A 14315-nucleotide genomic window follows, 5' to 3' on the forward strand; every position below is an offset into this window, starting at 1 on the left:
AAGTGATCTAACAGGACTGGGAATCGGGAATCTAGCGGCGGTGGTATTTGGCCTGAGAAATGAAGTGAGGGAAGAGGAAGTTGAATTGCGATAGGTTTTCGGATGTACGTGTTAATTGGAAAAGGGGAGAATGAAGATGATCAAAAAGGGCGACAGATTGGACTTGTCAGGCGTATTCGTCGATGAAGGCATTTGGCTAGAACGCACTGATGATAAAGATGTCGGCGAATATCAGTACTCAATTCCACTGTCTATCGATGAAGAACCGGGAGCACTGGTTGGTGCGGTGGACGTGTCATCTACTGGCGAAATCTTAGGAGTCGAGCTCGTGATGATTCAACAGGTTATAGCTAATCGACAGCCTGAAAAGGGCGAGTAGCTTCTATTGAATTCAACGCTGAAGGCAGCCTTTGGGTGAGGTCTTGGGGTGCTGCGTTATTTCTGCCGAAAAGTCCGTTAGCGCAACTGATTAGCGTGATAGATTGCGTGTATGAATAAGTTCTCTCGTGTTTGTGCTCGTGCTTTGACAGTTGGGCTTTTGTCCCTTGGCGTGGTTAGCGGTGGTGGCGTGGGTGCGACTGCGCCAGAGGCTGCCGCGTTGACGCCGGAGGAACAGCACCAGTTCCTAGTTGATCCGGTTGGCGCAGTCTTGTGGCAGGGAATCAAGGGATCCTCTGACGCGCTGAACAGCAATCGCGGTGCGGCGATGGCAGCGTCTTTTTATTCGATGAATTCGCCGGCTCCAGGTATCGGCTTGCCTGCCTTTGATCGTTGCGTGCAAGGCGTGGGTTCCTCCACCACGGTTCCCGGAGTCCGTTACGTGGTCGGCGGATTGTGCGCGATGTTGGACCCGGCCGCGCGAGCGGAGATTGAACGTATCAACTTCACCCCGCAGTACTAGGCTTGAAGGCTGTGAACTCTACTAAGGTGAACACGGAACTTGCCCATAAACACGTCATCGTGATGGGAGTGTCCAGCTGCGGGAAATCCACGGTGGGGCAGCTGCTGGGAGGCCAGGTTGGTCTCGCCTTTAGAGACGGCGACGACATGCATCCGGCCACCAACATCGAAAAGATGTCCGCGGGGCACGCGCTTAACGACGCCGACCGCTGGCCCTGGCTCGAAGCAATCGGGCAGTGGATGCAGGGGCAAACCGAAGGCGCCATCGTGGGATGCTCAGCGCTTAAGCGTTCGTACCGGGATCTGATTCGCACCCATGCGCCGGATACATTCTTCGTTCATCTGCACGGCAGCTACGAGCTTTTGCTGGAGCGCATGCAAAACCGTGCAGGCCACTTCATGCCGGTATCGCTTTTGCAATCGCAGTTCGAAACGCTTGAGCCGCTCGATGAGGATGAGCCGGGGATCGTGCTCGACGTAGCACAAAGCCCCGCAGAACTAGCTATCGAAGCAGCGAGGTATCTGCGGGGCTAGATGCCCTAAACCGTTGTGGTCTGGCTTTCTTGGACTGAGGCTAACTGGGGCTAAAGCGCTGCAGTAATCCCAAAGATAATAAGCACGAAGACGAAGCCGACGAAGGAAACGAGAGCCTGGTTGAGAGTCCACGTGCGCAGCGTGGTTGCTACGTCCATGCCCATGAGACGGCCGACCAACCAGAAGCCCGAGTCATTGACGTGGCTGCCAAAGACCGAACCCGCGGCGGTGGCAAGCACGATAAGAGCAAGCTGCACCGAAGAGTAGTCTGCTGCTTCCACAGCCGGGACCATGAGCGCTGCTGCAGTAGTAAGAGCCACGGTGGCAGAACCCTGCGCAAGACGTAGCGCGACCGCAATGAGGTAACAGGCAAGAATGACAGGAATTCCGAGGCCTGCCAAAGAATCAGCGAGAGCATCGCCGATTCCAGAAGTGCGGAGCACGCCGCCGAACATGCCGCCGGCACCGGTAATCAGCACCACCGAGCAAATCGGGCCCAGGGAAGACTCCATGGTCTTTTCGATCGCGGTCTTATCCATTCCGCGCTTGAATCCGAGCGCAATCATCGCGGCAATCGCCGTGATGAGCAGTGCGATGGGGGTCTGACCTAGGAAGATGAAAAATTTCACCCAGGTGGCGTCGCCGGAAATGTGACCGGCGGAGGAAAGGGCGGACAAGCCGGTGTTGCCAAAGATAAGGAGCATTGGGATAAGAAGAATTCCGATGACCGTCGCCGGTGAAGCTGGCTTTTCCGGAAGCTTTTCATCCGCCACGCGTTCGCCGGTCAAAATATCGCCGACAACGAAGGGGTGCTTCTTGCCCAAGTGTAGGCCCAGGCGGTAGCCGGAGAGATACCACGTAGGAAGCGCTACCAGCAGGCCGAAGACCAAAATGAGGCCGATGTCAGCGCCATAGAATTCGCTGGCCGCGACAGGACCCGGGTGGGGCGGAAGGTAGATGTGCATTACTGAGAACGCGCCGGCCGCGGGAATGCCGTAGGCGAGAACCGGGCCGTTAAGGCGCCGCGCCACTGCGAAGATCACCGGCAGCATCACAATCAAGCCAGCGTCGAAGAAGATGGGAAAACCCATAATTAGCGAGGCAACGCCTAGCGCAAACGGTGCTTTGTCTTCGCCGAAGAGTTTCACCAGGGCGTCGGCAAGCGATTTAGCGCCACCGGAGGTTTCAACCAAGCGCCCGATCATGGCGCCCAAACCAACCAACAGCGCAACGGAACCAAGCGTTGAGCCGAAGCCCTTGGTCAGCGTCGGTACTACGCCTTCAAGAGGGATACCGGCAACCAGCGCAGTAAGGGTAGAAACTATGGTCAACACGATGAATGCGTGAACCTTGAAGTAGATCACCATGACCAGGATCAAGGCAACCGCGGCAGCTGCTATCCCCAGGAGAGGGCCGGTTGTAAGCACCGGCTCCCAGGTTTCCATGACGTCCATGGAACTAATCCTTTCTCAAGTTACGGCCTTCCTGTTAAGCCGTAGTTGTGAGTCAGATTATCATCGGAAATAAGTGTGGATATAACCACTCAAATGTGACTTTCGTACCTTGCAGCTTAAATTGGAACCTAAGTGCCAGCGCTACCTCGAAGGAGAACCATGTCGACGATTCCATTTATTTTGGACACTGATACTGCGCAGGATGATTGCGTAGCAATCCTGGTTGGATTGTTGGACAAGCGCGCGGACTTCCGTGCTATCACGATGGTGGCTGGCAACGTGGGCTTTGAGCAGCAGATTAAGAATGCGCACATGACCTTGAATGCGGCGGGCAAGCTGGGCGAGGTGCCTATTTATGCCGGTTGCTCGCAGCCAATGCTGCAGGAGTGGGCCTCGGCAGAAGACGTTCACGGTGACGGTTCGGGAGGACTCAGCATGGACTTTTCAGGTTGCGAGGTAGAAAAAGAGCATGCTGTCGACGCCCTGTTGCGCATCACCGCGGAGAACCCAGGCGAGGTATCCGTGGTGGCAATCGGGCCGCTGACGAATATCGCAACGGCAGTGGTCAAAGACCGCAACTTTGTAAAGAACCTGAAGTCGCTTTACATCATGGGCGGTTCCAACAATGGCCGTGGAAACATTACGCCGGCCGCGGAGTTTAACTTTTACGTCGACCCGGAGGCGGCGCAGATTGTCTTCAGCGCCGGCTTCGCGGACATCGTCGTGATGCCGTGGGATCCAGTGACCTTCAATGACGCCACCATGCCGCGCGCGGAGTATGACCAAAAGGTCGCGGTGGGTACCCCGATTGCGAAGTTCTTCAAGGCCATGTGCGATACCACTTTGGACTTCGATGAAGCCGCGGGCATCGGCGGTTCCACCCACCCGGATTCGATGACGCTAGCAACGCTGTTGCACCCAGAACTCATCCAAGAATCCGGGCGTTACAAGGTAGACGTGGTCACGGGCAACGGGATTACGCGAGGCTATGCGGCAATGGCGTGGGAGACCTTTGGCTTGGAAGCTAATGCGACGGTGATCGAAAAAGCGGACCGCGAAAGCTTCTTTGGCTTGCTTGGCGACGTCCTGGAAACCCAGACCAACCCAAACCGTCCGATTCGGAAAGCGGACTAGAACAGGTCCCAGATGGTGACTGCCAGAATCACCGAACCAAAGAAGAACACAAAGTAGTTCCACGGGTCATGGCGGTAGGCTTTGTACTCCTTGACTCGGTGGAACATATAGACCGGAAGCAGGAAGATAAGCACCGCATCGAAGACGCCACCAACCAAGGAGATGAGGTTGAGAATTGGCGGATTGAACACTGAGACCAGCGTGCCGGTGACAAAGATGAACACGTAGACGATGGTGAGCAATCCGCGGCGGTTCAGACGGTTCGCAGTGCGTGGCGCGATGAGGCGCACCATATAAGAGGTGCCCTCCTCAGCACCGAGCATGGTGCCGAAGTAAGAGGTAATAATCGCGAAGATAACGATCATCGGGGCCAGCCAGGCAAGCAGCGGTACGCCGGTGACGTTGGCGAAGTAGGACAGCACTGGCAGGTTCTGCTCCGTTGCCTCCTGCATGCCATCGGCGCCCAATGCCAACACGCAGGACCAGACGAAGAACATCGTGAAGATGACCAGCAGTGCGGCGGTGTAGAGCTCGATGTGGGTAACCCGCTTTTCCGTATTCTCGCCGTAGGTGGGCTGCATATCCACGGAGAATTGGGAGAGGCCGGCCATGTGCGAGAAAGAAAAGGCAAGCACCGGAAGAATCAGTACGGAGCCCAGCAGAATATACGGCCAGCTGCCATCTTGATATTCCACTTCCATGAAGGAACGCAGGTCCCACTGCGGGATCAGATAAATCGAGGTAGCAGCCAAAGAGATGATGAGCGGATAGACCAGCGCCTGCGCCAGCCACAGCATGGGCTTGCGGCCGATGGCGAAGATGCCGGTCAGGATGCCCACGCACAGGACCGAAAGAACCCAGCGGTTAATGGATGGTCCGTGGAGCTGATTGACAATGAAGCTGTCGATGGCGTTGGTCAACGAGATGGCGTAGATGAACACCGTGGGGATGTTCGCCAGCGAGTACATCAATGCCACGAAGAGGCCGGTATGCCGGCCCAAGTACTTGCGTACCAGCTCGAGGACGTCAAGCCCGTGGTCTTTGACCGGAGCGCCTGAGACGATGCGCGCGTAGGTCCGGTGGGAGAAATAGACCACTGGGAAGATGATGGCCGTAGCAAAGGCCAGCGGCCAGAAGCCAAAAGTGCCCGCCTGTAGCGGAAGGAAGAGGATACCTGCGCCCATCGCGGTGCCGAAGAGCGCGAGCACCCAGCCCAGCGCAGTACCTTCGGTCTTCTTGCCCTCGCGACTTACTGGGAAGGCAGTAGATGCGGCCTCGTCCGCGGCGGGCGCGGCAGTGTCATAAGTTGTCATCGGCTAGTTCTTCCCTTAGTAGTCCACTGCATCGCGCACGATGGGGCAGGTCATGCAGTGTCCGCCACCGCGACCACGGCCCAGTTCGGCGGAGCCGATCTCGATGACTTCCACGCCGGCGTCGCGAAGCTTGGCATTTGTGTGTTTGTTGCGATCGTAAGCCACGACCACCCCGGGTTCCAAGGCAACCACGTTGTTGGCGTCATCCCACTGCTCACGCGCCGCGGCATAGGAATTGCCGCCGGTTTCTACGATGTGGAGCTTATCCAGGCCGAGCGCTTCCTCGACCACCGTGACGAAGTGCTTGTCTGGGCTTTCGAGTTCCAGCTTCTTCTGATCATCTGCAGGGCGCAGGATAAGCGGGCGAATGGTATCCACCACGCGCGGATAGGCGGTGGCCTTGTCGACGTCGAGAAAGGTGAACACGGTATCCAGGTGCATCGAGGCGCGATCTGGGGCCATGGCTGCGATGATGACCTTTTCTGCCGCACCCGCCCTGAATAGGTTGCTGGCCAAGCGGCTCACACCCTGCCACGTGGTGCGCTCGCCCATGCCCACTAGGACCGCGCCATTGCCCACCGGCATGATGTCGCCGCCCTCGAGTGCAGCAAGGCCCGGATCCTCGTCGGTGTCGCCGTACCAGAACTCAAAGGATGCGTTGGCAAAGCGCGGATGGTAGCGGTAGATAGCACGCGTGAGCATCGTCTCCTGGTGGCGGGCAGGAAGACGCATCGGGTTAAGGGAGACGCCGCCATAAATCCAGGCGGAGTTATCGCGGGAGAACTGGCTATTGGGCAGGGGACGCAGCGCGAACTCGTCGGGAGCGTACACGTTGCGCATGGTGTCAATGACGCCGTGGCCGAGGCCTTTGGGGATTTCGTTGAAGGGCACGCCGCCTATGAGAAGTTCGGCCAGAGTCTTGTTGTCCAGCTCGCTAAACCACTCGCGCAATTCGCTGCCCACGCCCACGCCGACGTTCTTATCCAGTAGCTTGTTGCCGAGGATGAACTCGCGGCCTTCCTTGGTCGCCAGCGTTTCTTCCAACAGAATTCGCATGTGCAGCACCTCGACGCCGCGCTCTTCCATGCGGGCTACGAACTCGTCGTGGTGGCGTTGTGCTTCCTCGACCCACAGGACGTCGTCGAAAAGCAGCTCCTTGCAGTTGCTTGGAGTGAGCCTCTCGTGTGCCAAGCCGGGGCGGCAGACCATTACCTGGCGGAGTTTGCCTACCTCTGACCAAGCACCGAGTTGCTGTCCACCTTTGCTATCGGAGGTTTCAACAGAATCCATCATGTAAATCTGTGCCTTCCTTTTTCAAGTATTTGGTGCTGGAGGCAACAGTAACTAAAGGTTTATGAGTTATGGGTCACATCGACGGATGAATAGTAGTTTGAATCATACATATCATTCATGCTGCTGGTAGTGAATAAGATTTGCATAATTCGCAAAAGATTCAGGAATCTCGTGTTGCACCCGTCTGGGGGTGGGACTCGTCGTAGGAGGCGGGGAGAAGCGCAACGACGATAATCGTCGCGATGACGACGGCGCAGAAAACCAAAACCCACGGCCAAAACTTGATGAAGATGCTGATACCTACCAATGCGCACAGCACGGCCAACAGATAGGTGGTGCCGCGTCCGGCCTCTTGCTCCTCCCGCTTGGCGGTCTCCAAAGCCTTTGCCATGCGTGCCGATTCGCGGGCTTTTTCCGCGAAGGCGTTGCTGCGGTATCGGTTGGGAATGTCCATCGTGGTCACCACGGCATTCTCACCTAAACCAAAGCGGCAGCCATCAGCGCCATGTAGACCAGCAGGGCCCCAGACAGGATGCCTAGGAACACGGTATCGAAGTCGCGTTCCTGCTTGCGTGCCTTAGACAAGGCTTCACGCTCGAGCTTGGCGACGCGCGCCATTGCCTTCTTGTTGGACTGAATCCGGGAGCGTTCCTGTGCGATGCGTTCAGGCATTAGAGCTGGCATCTGCGTGGTCTGGGACTGCATGAGAGATCTAGGTTCCTTCCTTATCGAGGTCAGCGATTCTGATAAGGAGTATGCGGTAAAAGTCCCAAGTGCCCTCTGAAAATGGGGATTATTCCTCTAGCTCTAGTTCTGGGTCTTCTGCCTGGGCGGCTTCTAGAACTTCCTTCGCAGCGCTCAAGTTGATAGCGCCTACTACAATGCCGACAGCGATGTCCGGCCACGGGCTAAACCACCAGATGGTGATAACGCCAGCCAGCAGGATAAGAAGATTGGCCGCTACGTCATTACGGGCTGCTAGCCAAGCGCCCTTGGTCAGCGCGCTTCCGTGCTTGCGCAGGCTAAGCAGCAATACCGCGCAAAGTAGGTTGATGAGCATTGCAAATACCGCGGTACCGGAAAGCAAGAGGGCTTCTGGCGGAGTGCCGCTAATCATCTTCCAGATTGCAGTGGCAAAGGCCGCGATTGCCGGAATGAGGATAAGCCCCGCAAGCCCGTAACTTGCTTTCCGACGCCCCGCTACCGACCATCCAAGCGCCGCCAAGACGAGTGCGTTGATGAGGAAGTCTTCAAGGAAATCCGCGGCGTCGGCAAGCAGTGAAGCCGAGCCGATGTGCCAGGCCATGGCCACTTCAACGATGAAGCCAAACAGGTTCAATGCGGCAACCGACGCCACCACGCGCCGGGCGCGGGTGCCGAGGGTGGAAGAAGTTAGTTCAGAGCTCACGGAGCTCGATATTAGTCTTTAACGACCACGTCATCGGTACGACGGTGACGCTCAGCCCAGAATGAGCCCAACGCTGTAATCAGGGAGATTGCCACGAGGATGATAACTCCAGGAATCGAGCTTGGCGTCTCGTTTGAAGCGTTCATTGCAGTCGCGATAAACGGCAGGAGTCCGGAAATTGCTCCAGCGATGTTTGCAGCGATAGCGACGCCGGAATAGCGGACGTTCGCTGGGAAGATTTCGGACAAAAGAACGCCGGAGACAGAGTAGGTGCTCGTTACTAACGAGAGGCCGAGACAGACAGCCACAGTTAACAAGGCTGCGTTTCCAGAGTCGATCATTGCCCAGATGGGATAGGCCATGACAGCAGTTGCAATACCTCCCCAGCCCATTACTTTGCCTGGCCCGATCTTCTCGCCGAGCCGGCCAAAGTAAAGGTTGATGAAGATCTGGCAAACAGCGGCAGCGAGCGTCGCATTGACTACCGTTTGGCGCTCGAAGTTCAAGGTGATTGTGGCGTAACTGATGGTGTAGGTGGTCAATACGAAGAACCCGCCGATTCCGAGCAAGGCTGCTGCAGCGGCAAGAACTATTTGCCCGAAGTGCTCGGTAAATAGTTCTTTGAGGGATCCTTTGTGTTTCGCTTCATCTTCTTCTGCTTCCTTCTCCAAGGCTTGATAGACCGGAGATTCCTCTACTTTTGTGCGGATATAAAGCGCAATTGCGAGGAATGGGAACGCGATCAAGAAAGGAATGCGCCAACCCCAGCTTGAAACTGCGTCATCAGGCAGCATGAGGATGAGGGAGAAGACGCCAGAAGAAAGGAGCGTGCCAGCGGGCGAGCCAATTTGGACGAATGCGGCGTAGCGCCCTCGCTTTTCTGCAGGTGCGTGTTCAATTGCCATCGTGGTGGCGCCGCCCCACTCGCCACCAACTGCAATTCCCTGTACAAGACGTAGAACGGTTAGCGCAATCGGAGCCCAAATGCCGATTGAATTGTAATTAGGTAATAGGCCGATTAAGCCCGTTGCTACGCCGATAGCGACAATCGAGATGAGAAGTGCTGGGCGACGTCCCATCCTGTCGCCGATCTGGCCGAATAAAATTGCGCCAAAAGGTCGAGCAAGGAAGCCAACGCCTAGCGTCGCGAAAGACGCGAGAGTTGCTGTGGTTTCGCTGGCGTCGGAGAAGAAGAGGTCATTGAAGACCAATGCTGAGGCGGTGCCGAACAGGAAGAAGTCATACCACTCAAGCGCGGTACCAATGAATGCTGAGCTAGCAATTTTGAATACGTCTTTGGAGTTGACTTCGACTTGCTCGGGGGCTGAAGACTGAGTGTCTAGGGGAGCGGTCGGGCCAGTCAAGATATTCCCTCCTGTCGTTAAGGTGTGGTGTGGATAACACAATAACGGTGGAGAAATTGTAGCGGGATGAAAAATATAAAAGTTGGGATTTTTTCCTGCGGATTGAACATGGGCTGTGCAATTGCACAGCCCATGGCTTGAAGGGCGTGTTTGCCGTGTGGATCGAGAGGCGGGGGAAGAGGATTAGAAAGTGGTTACCGGTTTATAGTTGAGCGCGAGAATGACTGCGGCAGCGTCGTAAGGACGCGTGACGTCGTAGCCTGTTGCATCTGCGAATTGGCTGAGCCGATTGATGACAGTGTTGCGGTGGCAGTAGCTGATGGCTGCTGTTTGTTTGATTGAGCCGGTGCGAAGATAAGCTTCTACAGTTTCTAGGGCCGGGGAGTTGGAATTGCGTAACTTCGTAATATCGGCGCTTAGCTCGTTTTGCTTCGAACCGGGAAAAGATGCGAGTGCGCTTCCTGCAATTGCCCAAGATAGTTCATGGGCTGGGGTCGGCTGTGTGGGCGTGCGTGAAGCCTCAAAGAGTTTGGGGCTAGCTAGTACTGCATCGCGGACATTTGCAAGCCCTTCGACCTTACTGAAAACAGCGCTGGGTAATGCTGGAATGTTCGGCTGATTCTCGGCGCTTATGGACCAGAAAGCGGTGAATAAACCATTGTGCGGATAGCCGAAGATCTTTCCTTCCGCTGTTGCAAGTTCGAGTGCGTCTCGAGCTTTCAAGGCGCTGTTTGCGTGGAAAACGACGACTTTGAAATTGCTATGTGCGTCGCAGCCTATTGCTTGGGCTATTTCCTTGATTGTGATGGTGTCAATGGAGGCGGAGGAGAATAATTTGTCGAGATGGCGGGCGTTGGCTAGGCGTAAATCTTGCGCAATACGGGCATTTTCTCTCCGGAAGCCATCGCGAACGAAGAAATTGTATTTTGCGACCGCATTGTGCAATTGGTCCACGTGAGAGATAAGTACTTCTTGGTTTCCTCCGGCGGCTTGACGGATGCGGTTCCAAATCGCCAGAAAATCCAGTTGAACTGCATCTATGAGCGTGCTGATGGGGACGCCTTGCTGCGCGCGTCTGCGTCCTAAGGCGTCTGCATGCTGGCGAAAAGTCGTGTCGTCCAGTGTGCCTGCGATGGCCTCCATCAGCATGGTGAGCACCTCAAAAGCAGTGCGGCGAAGTTCTTTCTCACTGACAGGGGAGTTGCCATAGCTGCCAAGACTGCTGAAATCAGCAATGAAGTCATCGACCAATCCTGGGATGTCTGACTGAACTTCTTTGAGGATTCTTTCCCAATCGCCATCGTGCATATGCACAACACTACTGGCTAAAGGGTGGGAAAATGACTCAATTTGTGGGAAATGACTGTGCAGCTGCCCTTCTTCGCTTAGTGTGACTTGCAGCATAAGTAAGGAGGAGTGAATGAATCAGAATCAAATCACTATCATCTACGATGCTCATGTACTGACTCAGGATCCGTCTTACCCTGAAGCGCATGCGATTGCCTTCGCGAATGGGAAGATACTTGCCCTTGATGATGCTGCGTTAGCTCTTCCGGGTGAACGTTGGGATGCACAAGGAAAAGTCCTTACCCCAGGGTTTAACGATGTGCATTCGCACTCCGTGTGGTTCGGGCAAACGCTCATGGAAGTTGATTTGTCCAAGGTTGTTAGCGCGCAAGATGTATATGATGCAGTTGCCTCCGCTGAGCCTTCTGGCGAATGGATTATTGCTTCGGGCTTCGTCGCATCTAGCTTGGGTGGACAGACCCTTGAACTTAGCGAGTTGGATCGCGCGGCCGCTGGACGTCCGCTTCTTATCAAACACAACTCTGGCCATGCTTATACCGTTAATACTCGTGCACTCGAATTAGCGGGAATTGATCCTGCGGCGCCGCCGACAGTAGAAGGCGGAGAATTCGTTCGCGATTCAGCTGGTCGATGTACTGGTTTGCTGGACGAAAATGCGATGCGCCCGATTCAGCAGGTGCTTTTGCCTGAATCTCAAACTGAGATTTCAAGTGCATTGGAACGAGCGCACCAAGTTTACCTCGAACGAGGAATTACGTCAGTTACTGATGCTGGTGTAGCGGGCGGATGGATTGGACATAGCCCTCGCGAGATTGCGGCTTACCAAGCTGCTGATTTACAAGTCCGTACGCAGGTAATGGTGACCATGGATGTTCTCCACGAACTCGATGGGCATCAAACTGATGGCATAGGTTGGGGTATCGACGCCGGCATCCGAAGCGGGCTCGGTAACGAATGGTTGCAAATTGGCCCCACCAAGATTTTTACGGACGGCTCCCTGCTTGGGACTACGGCTGCGATGACGGAAAATTATGAGTGCTGCCAGCATTCAGGCTATTTTCAAGGCGACCCGGAGCTAATCAAGCGTAATGCCTTAATGGCAGCGGGCGCCGGATGGTCACTCGCTTTACACGCAATCGGTGATGCTGCGGTTGACTTCGCGATTGAAACGCTCGAAGAAGCCATTCGTGTGCACGGGGCACCCAAGATTCCGCACCGAATCGAACATGGAGGCGTTGTTAGAGCAGAACAGATTGATCGCTTGGCGAAGCTGCCTGTAGTTCTGGTCCCACAGCCGTATTTCATTAAAGAATTCGGTGATGCAATGGCGCAGAAACTCGGTGCCAAGCGTGTAGAGCTGTCTTATCCAGCTAAGCGTCTCCTTGATGCCGGAATGACTCTGCCTGGTAGTTCAGATCAACCGGTGACGCGTGGTATCCCACTCGAAGTCATGCAAGCTTTCGCGCAAAGAACTACTGCTGCGGGCAATGAATATGGGCCTGCAGACAAGATCACCGTATCTGAAGCTCTTTACGCGTATACCGCGGGTTCAGCGGCAGCTACAGGCTGGGCAGGCCGAAAGGGACAAATAAAGCCCGGGCAGCTCGCGGATTTCGTTCTGTTGGGCTCGAACCCACTGGAAACACAAGTGGAAGCGCTATCTGAGATAGAAATTCTGGCGACTGTGGTCGGTGGCGAACTTCGCTACGGAAGCTTCTAAAACCCAAAAAATCTAATACACATTGCGAATTAACTCGGAAAGGAATACATAATGCGAGCAACAACTGATGAACAGTACCTGGCGGACTTCCGCGAGATGTCAGCCAATGGCGCGACTGCGGGAGGTGGCGTCGAAAGGCAGGCTGCGAGCGAAGGCGACCGCGTTAATCGTGCGTGGTTTGCGCAGGTGCTGGAATCGATGGGTGCGCGCGTGCATTACGACGAGATTGGTAATCAGTACGGTCTCTTCGAGTTCGTTCCGGACGCGCCTTTTGTAGGCCTGGGTTCGCACCTCGATTCACAGCCTTTGGCCGGGCGCTATGACGGTGCGTACGGCGTGCTGGCAGCAGCGCATGCGGCAAACCGGGTGGCCCGCCTTGCGGAAGAGGGGAAGATTTCGCCGCGTTATAACCTGGCCATAATCAACTGGTTTAACGAGGAAGGCTCGCGTTTTTCTCCGTCGATGATGGGCAGTTCCGTGTTCACCGGAGTTATGCCGCTGGAAAAAGCGCTGGAATCGACGGATCTTGCAGGAACCACCGTGGCAGAGGCTTTTGAGGAAGCGAAGTGGACCCCGGTGGAGCAGGCCCCGAAGGTGGTTTCCTATGGCGAAATCCATGTTGAACAGGGTAAGGGTTTGGAGGCTGCTGGCAATACCATCGGCTTAGTGACCGCGACCTGGGGTGCGAAGAAATTCCAGGCGGTAGTGCACGGTGAACAGGGACATACCGGTTCCACCATGATGGCGGATCGTCGTGATGCGCTGTTTGGCGCCTCGCTCATCATTGCCGAAGTACAGCGTTTAACGCGAGAGTTCCCAGAGTTTGAGCTTCAGGCATCAGTGTCCCAGCTGACCTTGGAGCCAAACTCGCCGGTGACCATTGCCCGTGAGGTGTGCTTCAATATTGACCTACGCTCGCCGAATAGCGAGACGCTGGAGACCGCGCAGAAGCGCGTTCGGGAGATTATTTCGGCAGCGGAAGAAGAGTCCCGTACCCGTGTTGAGCTGAACACTACCCATGAGTGGGCGCTCAACCCGTATCCAGAGGCCGGTGTGGAACTTGCGCGTGAAGTGGTTGAAGAGCTGGGCTATTCTCACCAGGAGATCTTCACCGTGGCTGGGCACGACTCGACGAATATGAAGGAGCACGTACCGACCGTCATGCTCTTTATCCCAAGCGTTGACGGCGTCTCCCACAATGAGGCGGAATACACCAAGGATGAAGACTGCGTTGCAGGTCTTGATGTATTTACCCACGTGGCAGCGCGCCTGGTTGAGGGCGCGCTGACCTAAAACACCTGGCTCGAGTTACTTGTCCAGCGGCGTTACCTGCGCGCCCGCCATGGACTCGAGTACGGCAGACTCCGTGGTTTCTTCTACCGGCTCGGCGTTGACGTCGAGCACGGAGCTGTCGTCGACGCCGGCGGTATTGGCGCTGCGCTCACCGGAGCCTTCGAGGTTGATGCCGTAGAGCTGGGTGAAGTTTTCCTCATCCTGCTCGGCTTGCCAGCCGCCACGACCCGCGATGACAACGGTTGCCGGTTTTATAGCATTCCAATCGGCAGTAATTTCGCGGGATACGCGAACCTCAATTGAGGCGGTCTGCGCGTTGAACATACTCTAAGAACCCAGCAGCCCCGGATAAAGCGCAGCGACATCTTGCCAGCGAGAACCTTCTGATCCAGAATCGGGAAGTAGCTTTCGCCCCAGCTGCCGATGTCGCTTGGCAGCAGCGTGAGGTTGTCAGCGTGCCCGTATTTTACGAGTTGTTCGACGTCATCGCCCTCGTTGAGCGGACGGTCCATCACGATTTCGCCGTTTTCTACGCGGGCGATCATTCCCACTGGGCTGACCCACTCGCTCTTTCCAAAGCCACCGAGGTAGGAA

At 55.7% G+C, this 14315-nt stretch carries 15 protein-coding genes; 6 read left to right on the top strand and 9 right to left on the bottom strand.

Annotated elements, in window-relative coordinates:
* The first annotated feature begins 130 nt into the window (after window positions 1-130).
* The 3 genes from QKB66_RS09615 (at window position 131) to QKB66_RS09625 (ending at window position 1434) form a co-directional block, all read left to right on the top strand.
* Window positions 131-379, top strand: a complete 249-nt coding sequence (locus QKB66_RS09615; RefSeq protein ID WP_049159522.1) for a hypothetical protein — start codon at window positions 131-133, stop codon at window positions 377-379.
* A 111-nt stretch (window positions 380-490) separates the two neighbouring features.
* On the top strand, window positions 491-901 hold the full coding sequence (locus tag QKB66_RS09620; protein ID WP_223197716.1) for a hypothetical protein: 411 nt from the start codon (window positions 491-493) through the stop codon (window positions 899-901).
* Window positions 902-963: 62 nt separating this feature from the next.
* Window positions 964-1434, top strand: a complete 471-nt coding sequence (locus QKB66_RS09625; protein WP_414253235.1) for a gluconokinase — start codon at window positions 964-966, stop codon at window positions 1432-1434.
* A gap of 50 nt (window positions 1435-1484) precedes the next feature.
* Here QKB66_RS09625 and QKB66_RS09630 read toward each other — a convergent pair whose 3' ends face one another.
* Window positions 1485-2879 carry a GntP family permease gene (locus QKB66_RS09630; protein ID WP_414253236.1) on the bottom strand — a complete coding sequence of 465 codons (1395 nt, stop codon included), beginning with the start codon at window positions 2877-2879 and terminating at the stop codon, window positions 1485-1487.
* Window positions 2880-3047: 168 nt separating this feature from the next.
* On the opposite strand from QKB66_RS09630, the gene QKB66_RS09635 reads away from it, so the two are divergent.
* Complete coding sequence (locus QKB66_RS09635; RefSeq protein ID WP_414253190.1) at window positions 3048-4022, top strand: nucleoside hydrolase; 975 nt, start codon at window positions 3048-3050, stop codon at window positions 4020-4022.
* Here QKB66_RS09635 and QKB66_RS09640 read toward each other — a convergent pair.
* The 7 genes from QKB66_RS09640 to QKB66_RS09670 all read right to left on the bottom strand — a co-directional run bounded on the left by QKB66_RS09640 (window position 4019) and on the right by QKB66_RS09670 (window position 10708).
* Entirely contained in the window at window positions 4019-5335 is a 1317-nt protein-coding gene (locus QKB66_RS09640; RefSeq protein WP_414253191.1) for a septum formation initiator, read from the bottom strand. The genes QKB66_RS09635 and QKB66_RS09640 overlap by 4 nt on opposite strands.
* Before the next feature lie 15 nt (window positions 5336-5350).
* Entirely contained in the window at window positions 5351-6628 is a 1278-nt protein-coding gene (locus QKB66_RS09645; RefSeq protein WP_414253192.1) for an arginine deiminase, read from the bottom strand.
* Window positions 6629-6788: 160 nt separating this feature from the next.
* Window positions 6789-7082: a hypothetical protein gene (locus QKB66_RS09650; protein ID WP_141761307.1), complete on the bottom strand. Its 294-nt coding sequence runs from the start codon at window positions 7080-7082 to the stop codon at window positions 6789-6791.
* A gap of 23 nt (window positions 7083-7105) precedes the next feature.
* Window positions 7106-7333 carry a hypothetical protein gene (locus QKB66_RS09655; protein WP_061920908.1) on the bottom strand — a complete coding sequence of 76 codons (228 nt, stop codon included), beginning with the start codon at window positions 7331-7333 and terminating at the stop codon, window positions 7106-7108.
* An 88-nt stretch (window positions 7334-7421) separates the two neighbouring features.
* The gene (locus QKB66_RS09660; RefSeq protein WP_414253193.1) at window positions 7422-8036 is read right to left on the bottom strand and encodes a cation transporter; all 615 of its coding nucleotides are present in this window, start codon (window positions 8034-8036) and stop codon (window positions 7422-7424) included.
* An 11-nt stretch (window positions 8037-8047) separates the two neighbouring features.
* Complete coding sequence (locus QKB66_RS09665; RefSeq protein ID WP_311517696.1) at window positions 8048-9400, bottom strand: MFS transporter; 1353 nt, start codon at window positions 9398-9400, stop codon at window positions 8048-8050.
* 183 nt (window positions 9401-9583) lie between these two features.
* Window positions 9584-10708 carry a helix-turn-helix domain-containing protein gene (locus QKB66_RS09670; protein WP_414253194.1) on the bottom strand — a complete coding sequence of 375 codons (1125 nt, stop codon included), beginning with the start codon at window positions 10706-10708 and terminating at the stop codon, window positions 9584-9586.
* Window positions 10709-10820: 112 nt separating this feature from the next.
* On the opposite strand from QKB66_RS09670, the gene QKB66_RS09675 reads away from it, so the two are divergent.
* Entirely contained in the window at window positions 10821-12428 is a 1608-nt protein-coding gene (locus QKB66_RS09675; RefSeq protein WP_070455522.1) for an amidohydrolase, read from the top strand.
* A gap of 51 nt (window positions 12429-12479) precedes the next feature.
* On the top strand, window positions 12480-13721 hold the full coding sequence (locus tag QKB66_RS09680) for a M20 family metallo-hydrolase (RefSeq protein WP_414253195.1): 1242 nt from the start codon (window positions 12480-12482) through the stop codon (window positions 13719-13721).
* A 15-nt stretch (window positions 13722-13736) separates the two neighbouring features.
* Here QKB66_RS09680 and QKB66_RS09685 read toward each other — a convergent pair whose 3' ends face one another.
* The gene (locus QKB66_RS09685; RefSeq protein WP_239239790.1) at window positions 13737-14045 is read right to left on the bottom strand and encodes a hypothetical protein; all 309 of its coding nucleotides are present in this window, start codon (window positions 14043-14045) and stop codon (window positions 13737-13739) included.
* Window positions 14046-14315 lie beyond the last annotated feature (270 nt).

Source organism: Corynebacterium sp. c25Ua_89 (assembly GCF_047459735.1).
Classification (GTDB): domain Bacteria; phylum Actinomycetota; class Actinomycetes; order Mycobacteriales; family Mycobacteriaceae; genus Corynebacterium; species Corynebacterium simulans.

Excerpts from the sequence above, each read along its gene's own strand:
- QKB66_RS09615 (WP_049159522.1), top strand. The coding sequence starts at position 131 with ATGAAGATGATCAAAAAGGGCGACAGATTGGACTTGTCAGGCGTATTC.
- QKB66_RS09620 (WP_223197716.1), top strand. The coding sequence starts at position 491 with ATGAATAAGTTCTCTCGTGTTTGTGCTCGTGCTTTGACAGTTGGGCTT.
- QKB66_RS09625 (WP_414253235.1), top strand. The coding sequence starts at position 964 with ATGGGAGTGTCCAGCTGCGGGAAATCCACGGTGGGGCAGCTGCTGGGA.
- QKB66_RS09630 (WP_414253236.1), bottom strand. The coding sequence starts at position 2,879 with ATGGAAACCTGGGAGCCGGTGCTTACAACCGGCCCTCTCCTGGGGATA.
- QKB66_RS09635 (WP_414253190.1), top strand. The coding sequence starts at position 3,048 with ATGTCGACGATTCCATTTATTTTGGACACTGATACTGCGCAGGATGAT.
- QKB66_RS09640 (WP_414253191.1), bottom strand. The coding sequence starts at position 5,335 with ATGACAACTTATGACACTGCCGCGCCCGCCGCGGACGAGGCCGCATCT.
- QKB66_RS09645 (WP_414253192.1), bottom strand. The coding sequence starts at position 6,628 with ATGATGGATTCTGTTGAAACCTCCGATAGCAAAGGTGGACAGCAACTC.
- QKB66_RS09650 (WP_141761307.1), bottom strand. The coding sequence starts at position 7,082 with ATGGACATTCCCAACCGATACCGCAGCAACGCCTTCGCGGAAAAAGCC.
- QKB66_RS09655 (WP_061920908.1), bottom strand. The coding sequence starts at position 7,333 with ATGCAGTCCCAGACCACGCAGATGCCAGCTCTAATGCCTGAACGCATC.
- QKB66_RS09670 (WP_414253194.1), bottom strand. The coding sequence starts at position 10,708 with ATGCACGATGGCGATTGGGAAAGAATCCTCAAAGAAGTTCAGTCAGAC.
- QKB66_RS09675 (WP_070455522.1), top strand. The coding sequence starts at position 10,821 with ATGAATCAGAATCAAATCACTATCATCTACGATGCTCATGTACTGACT.
- QKB66_RS09680 (WP_414253195.1), top strand. The coding sequence starts at position 12,480 with ATGCGAGCAACAACTGATGAACAGTACCTGGCGGACTTCCGCGAGATG.
- QKB66_RS09685 (WP_239239790.1), bottom strand. The coding sequence starts at position 14,045 with ATGTTCAACGCGCAGACCGCCTCAATTGAGGTTCGCGTATCCCGCGAA.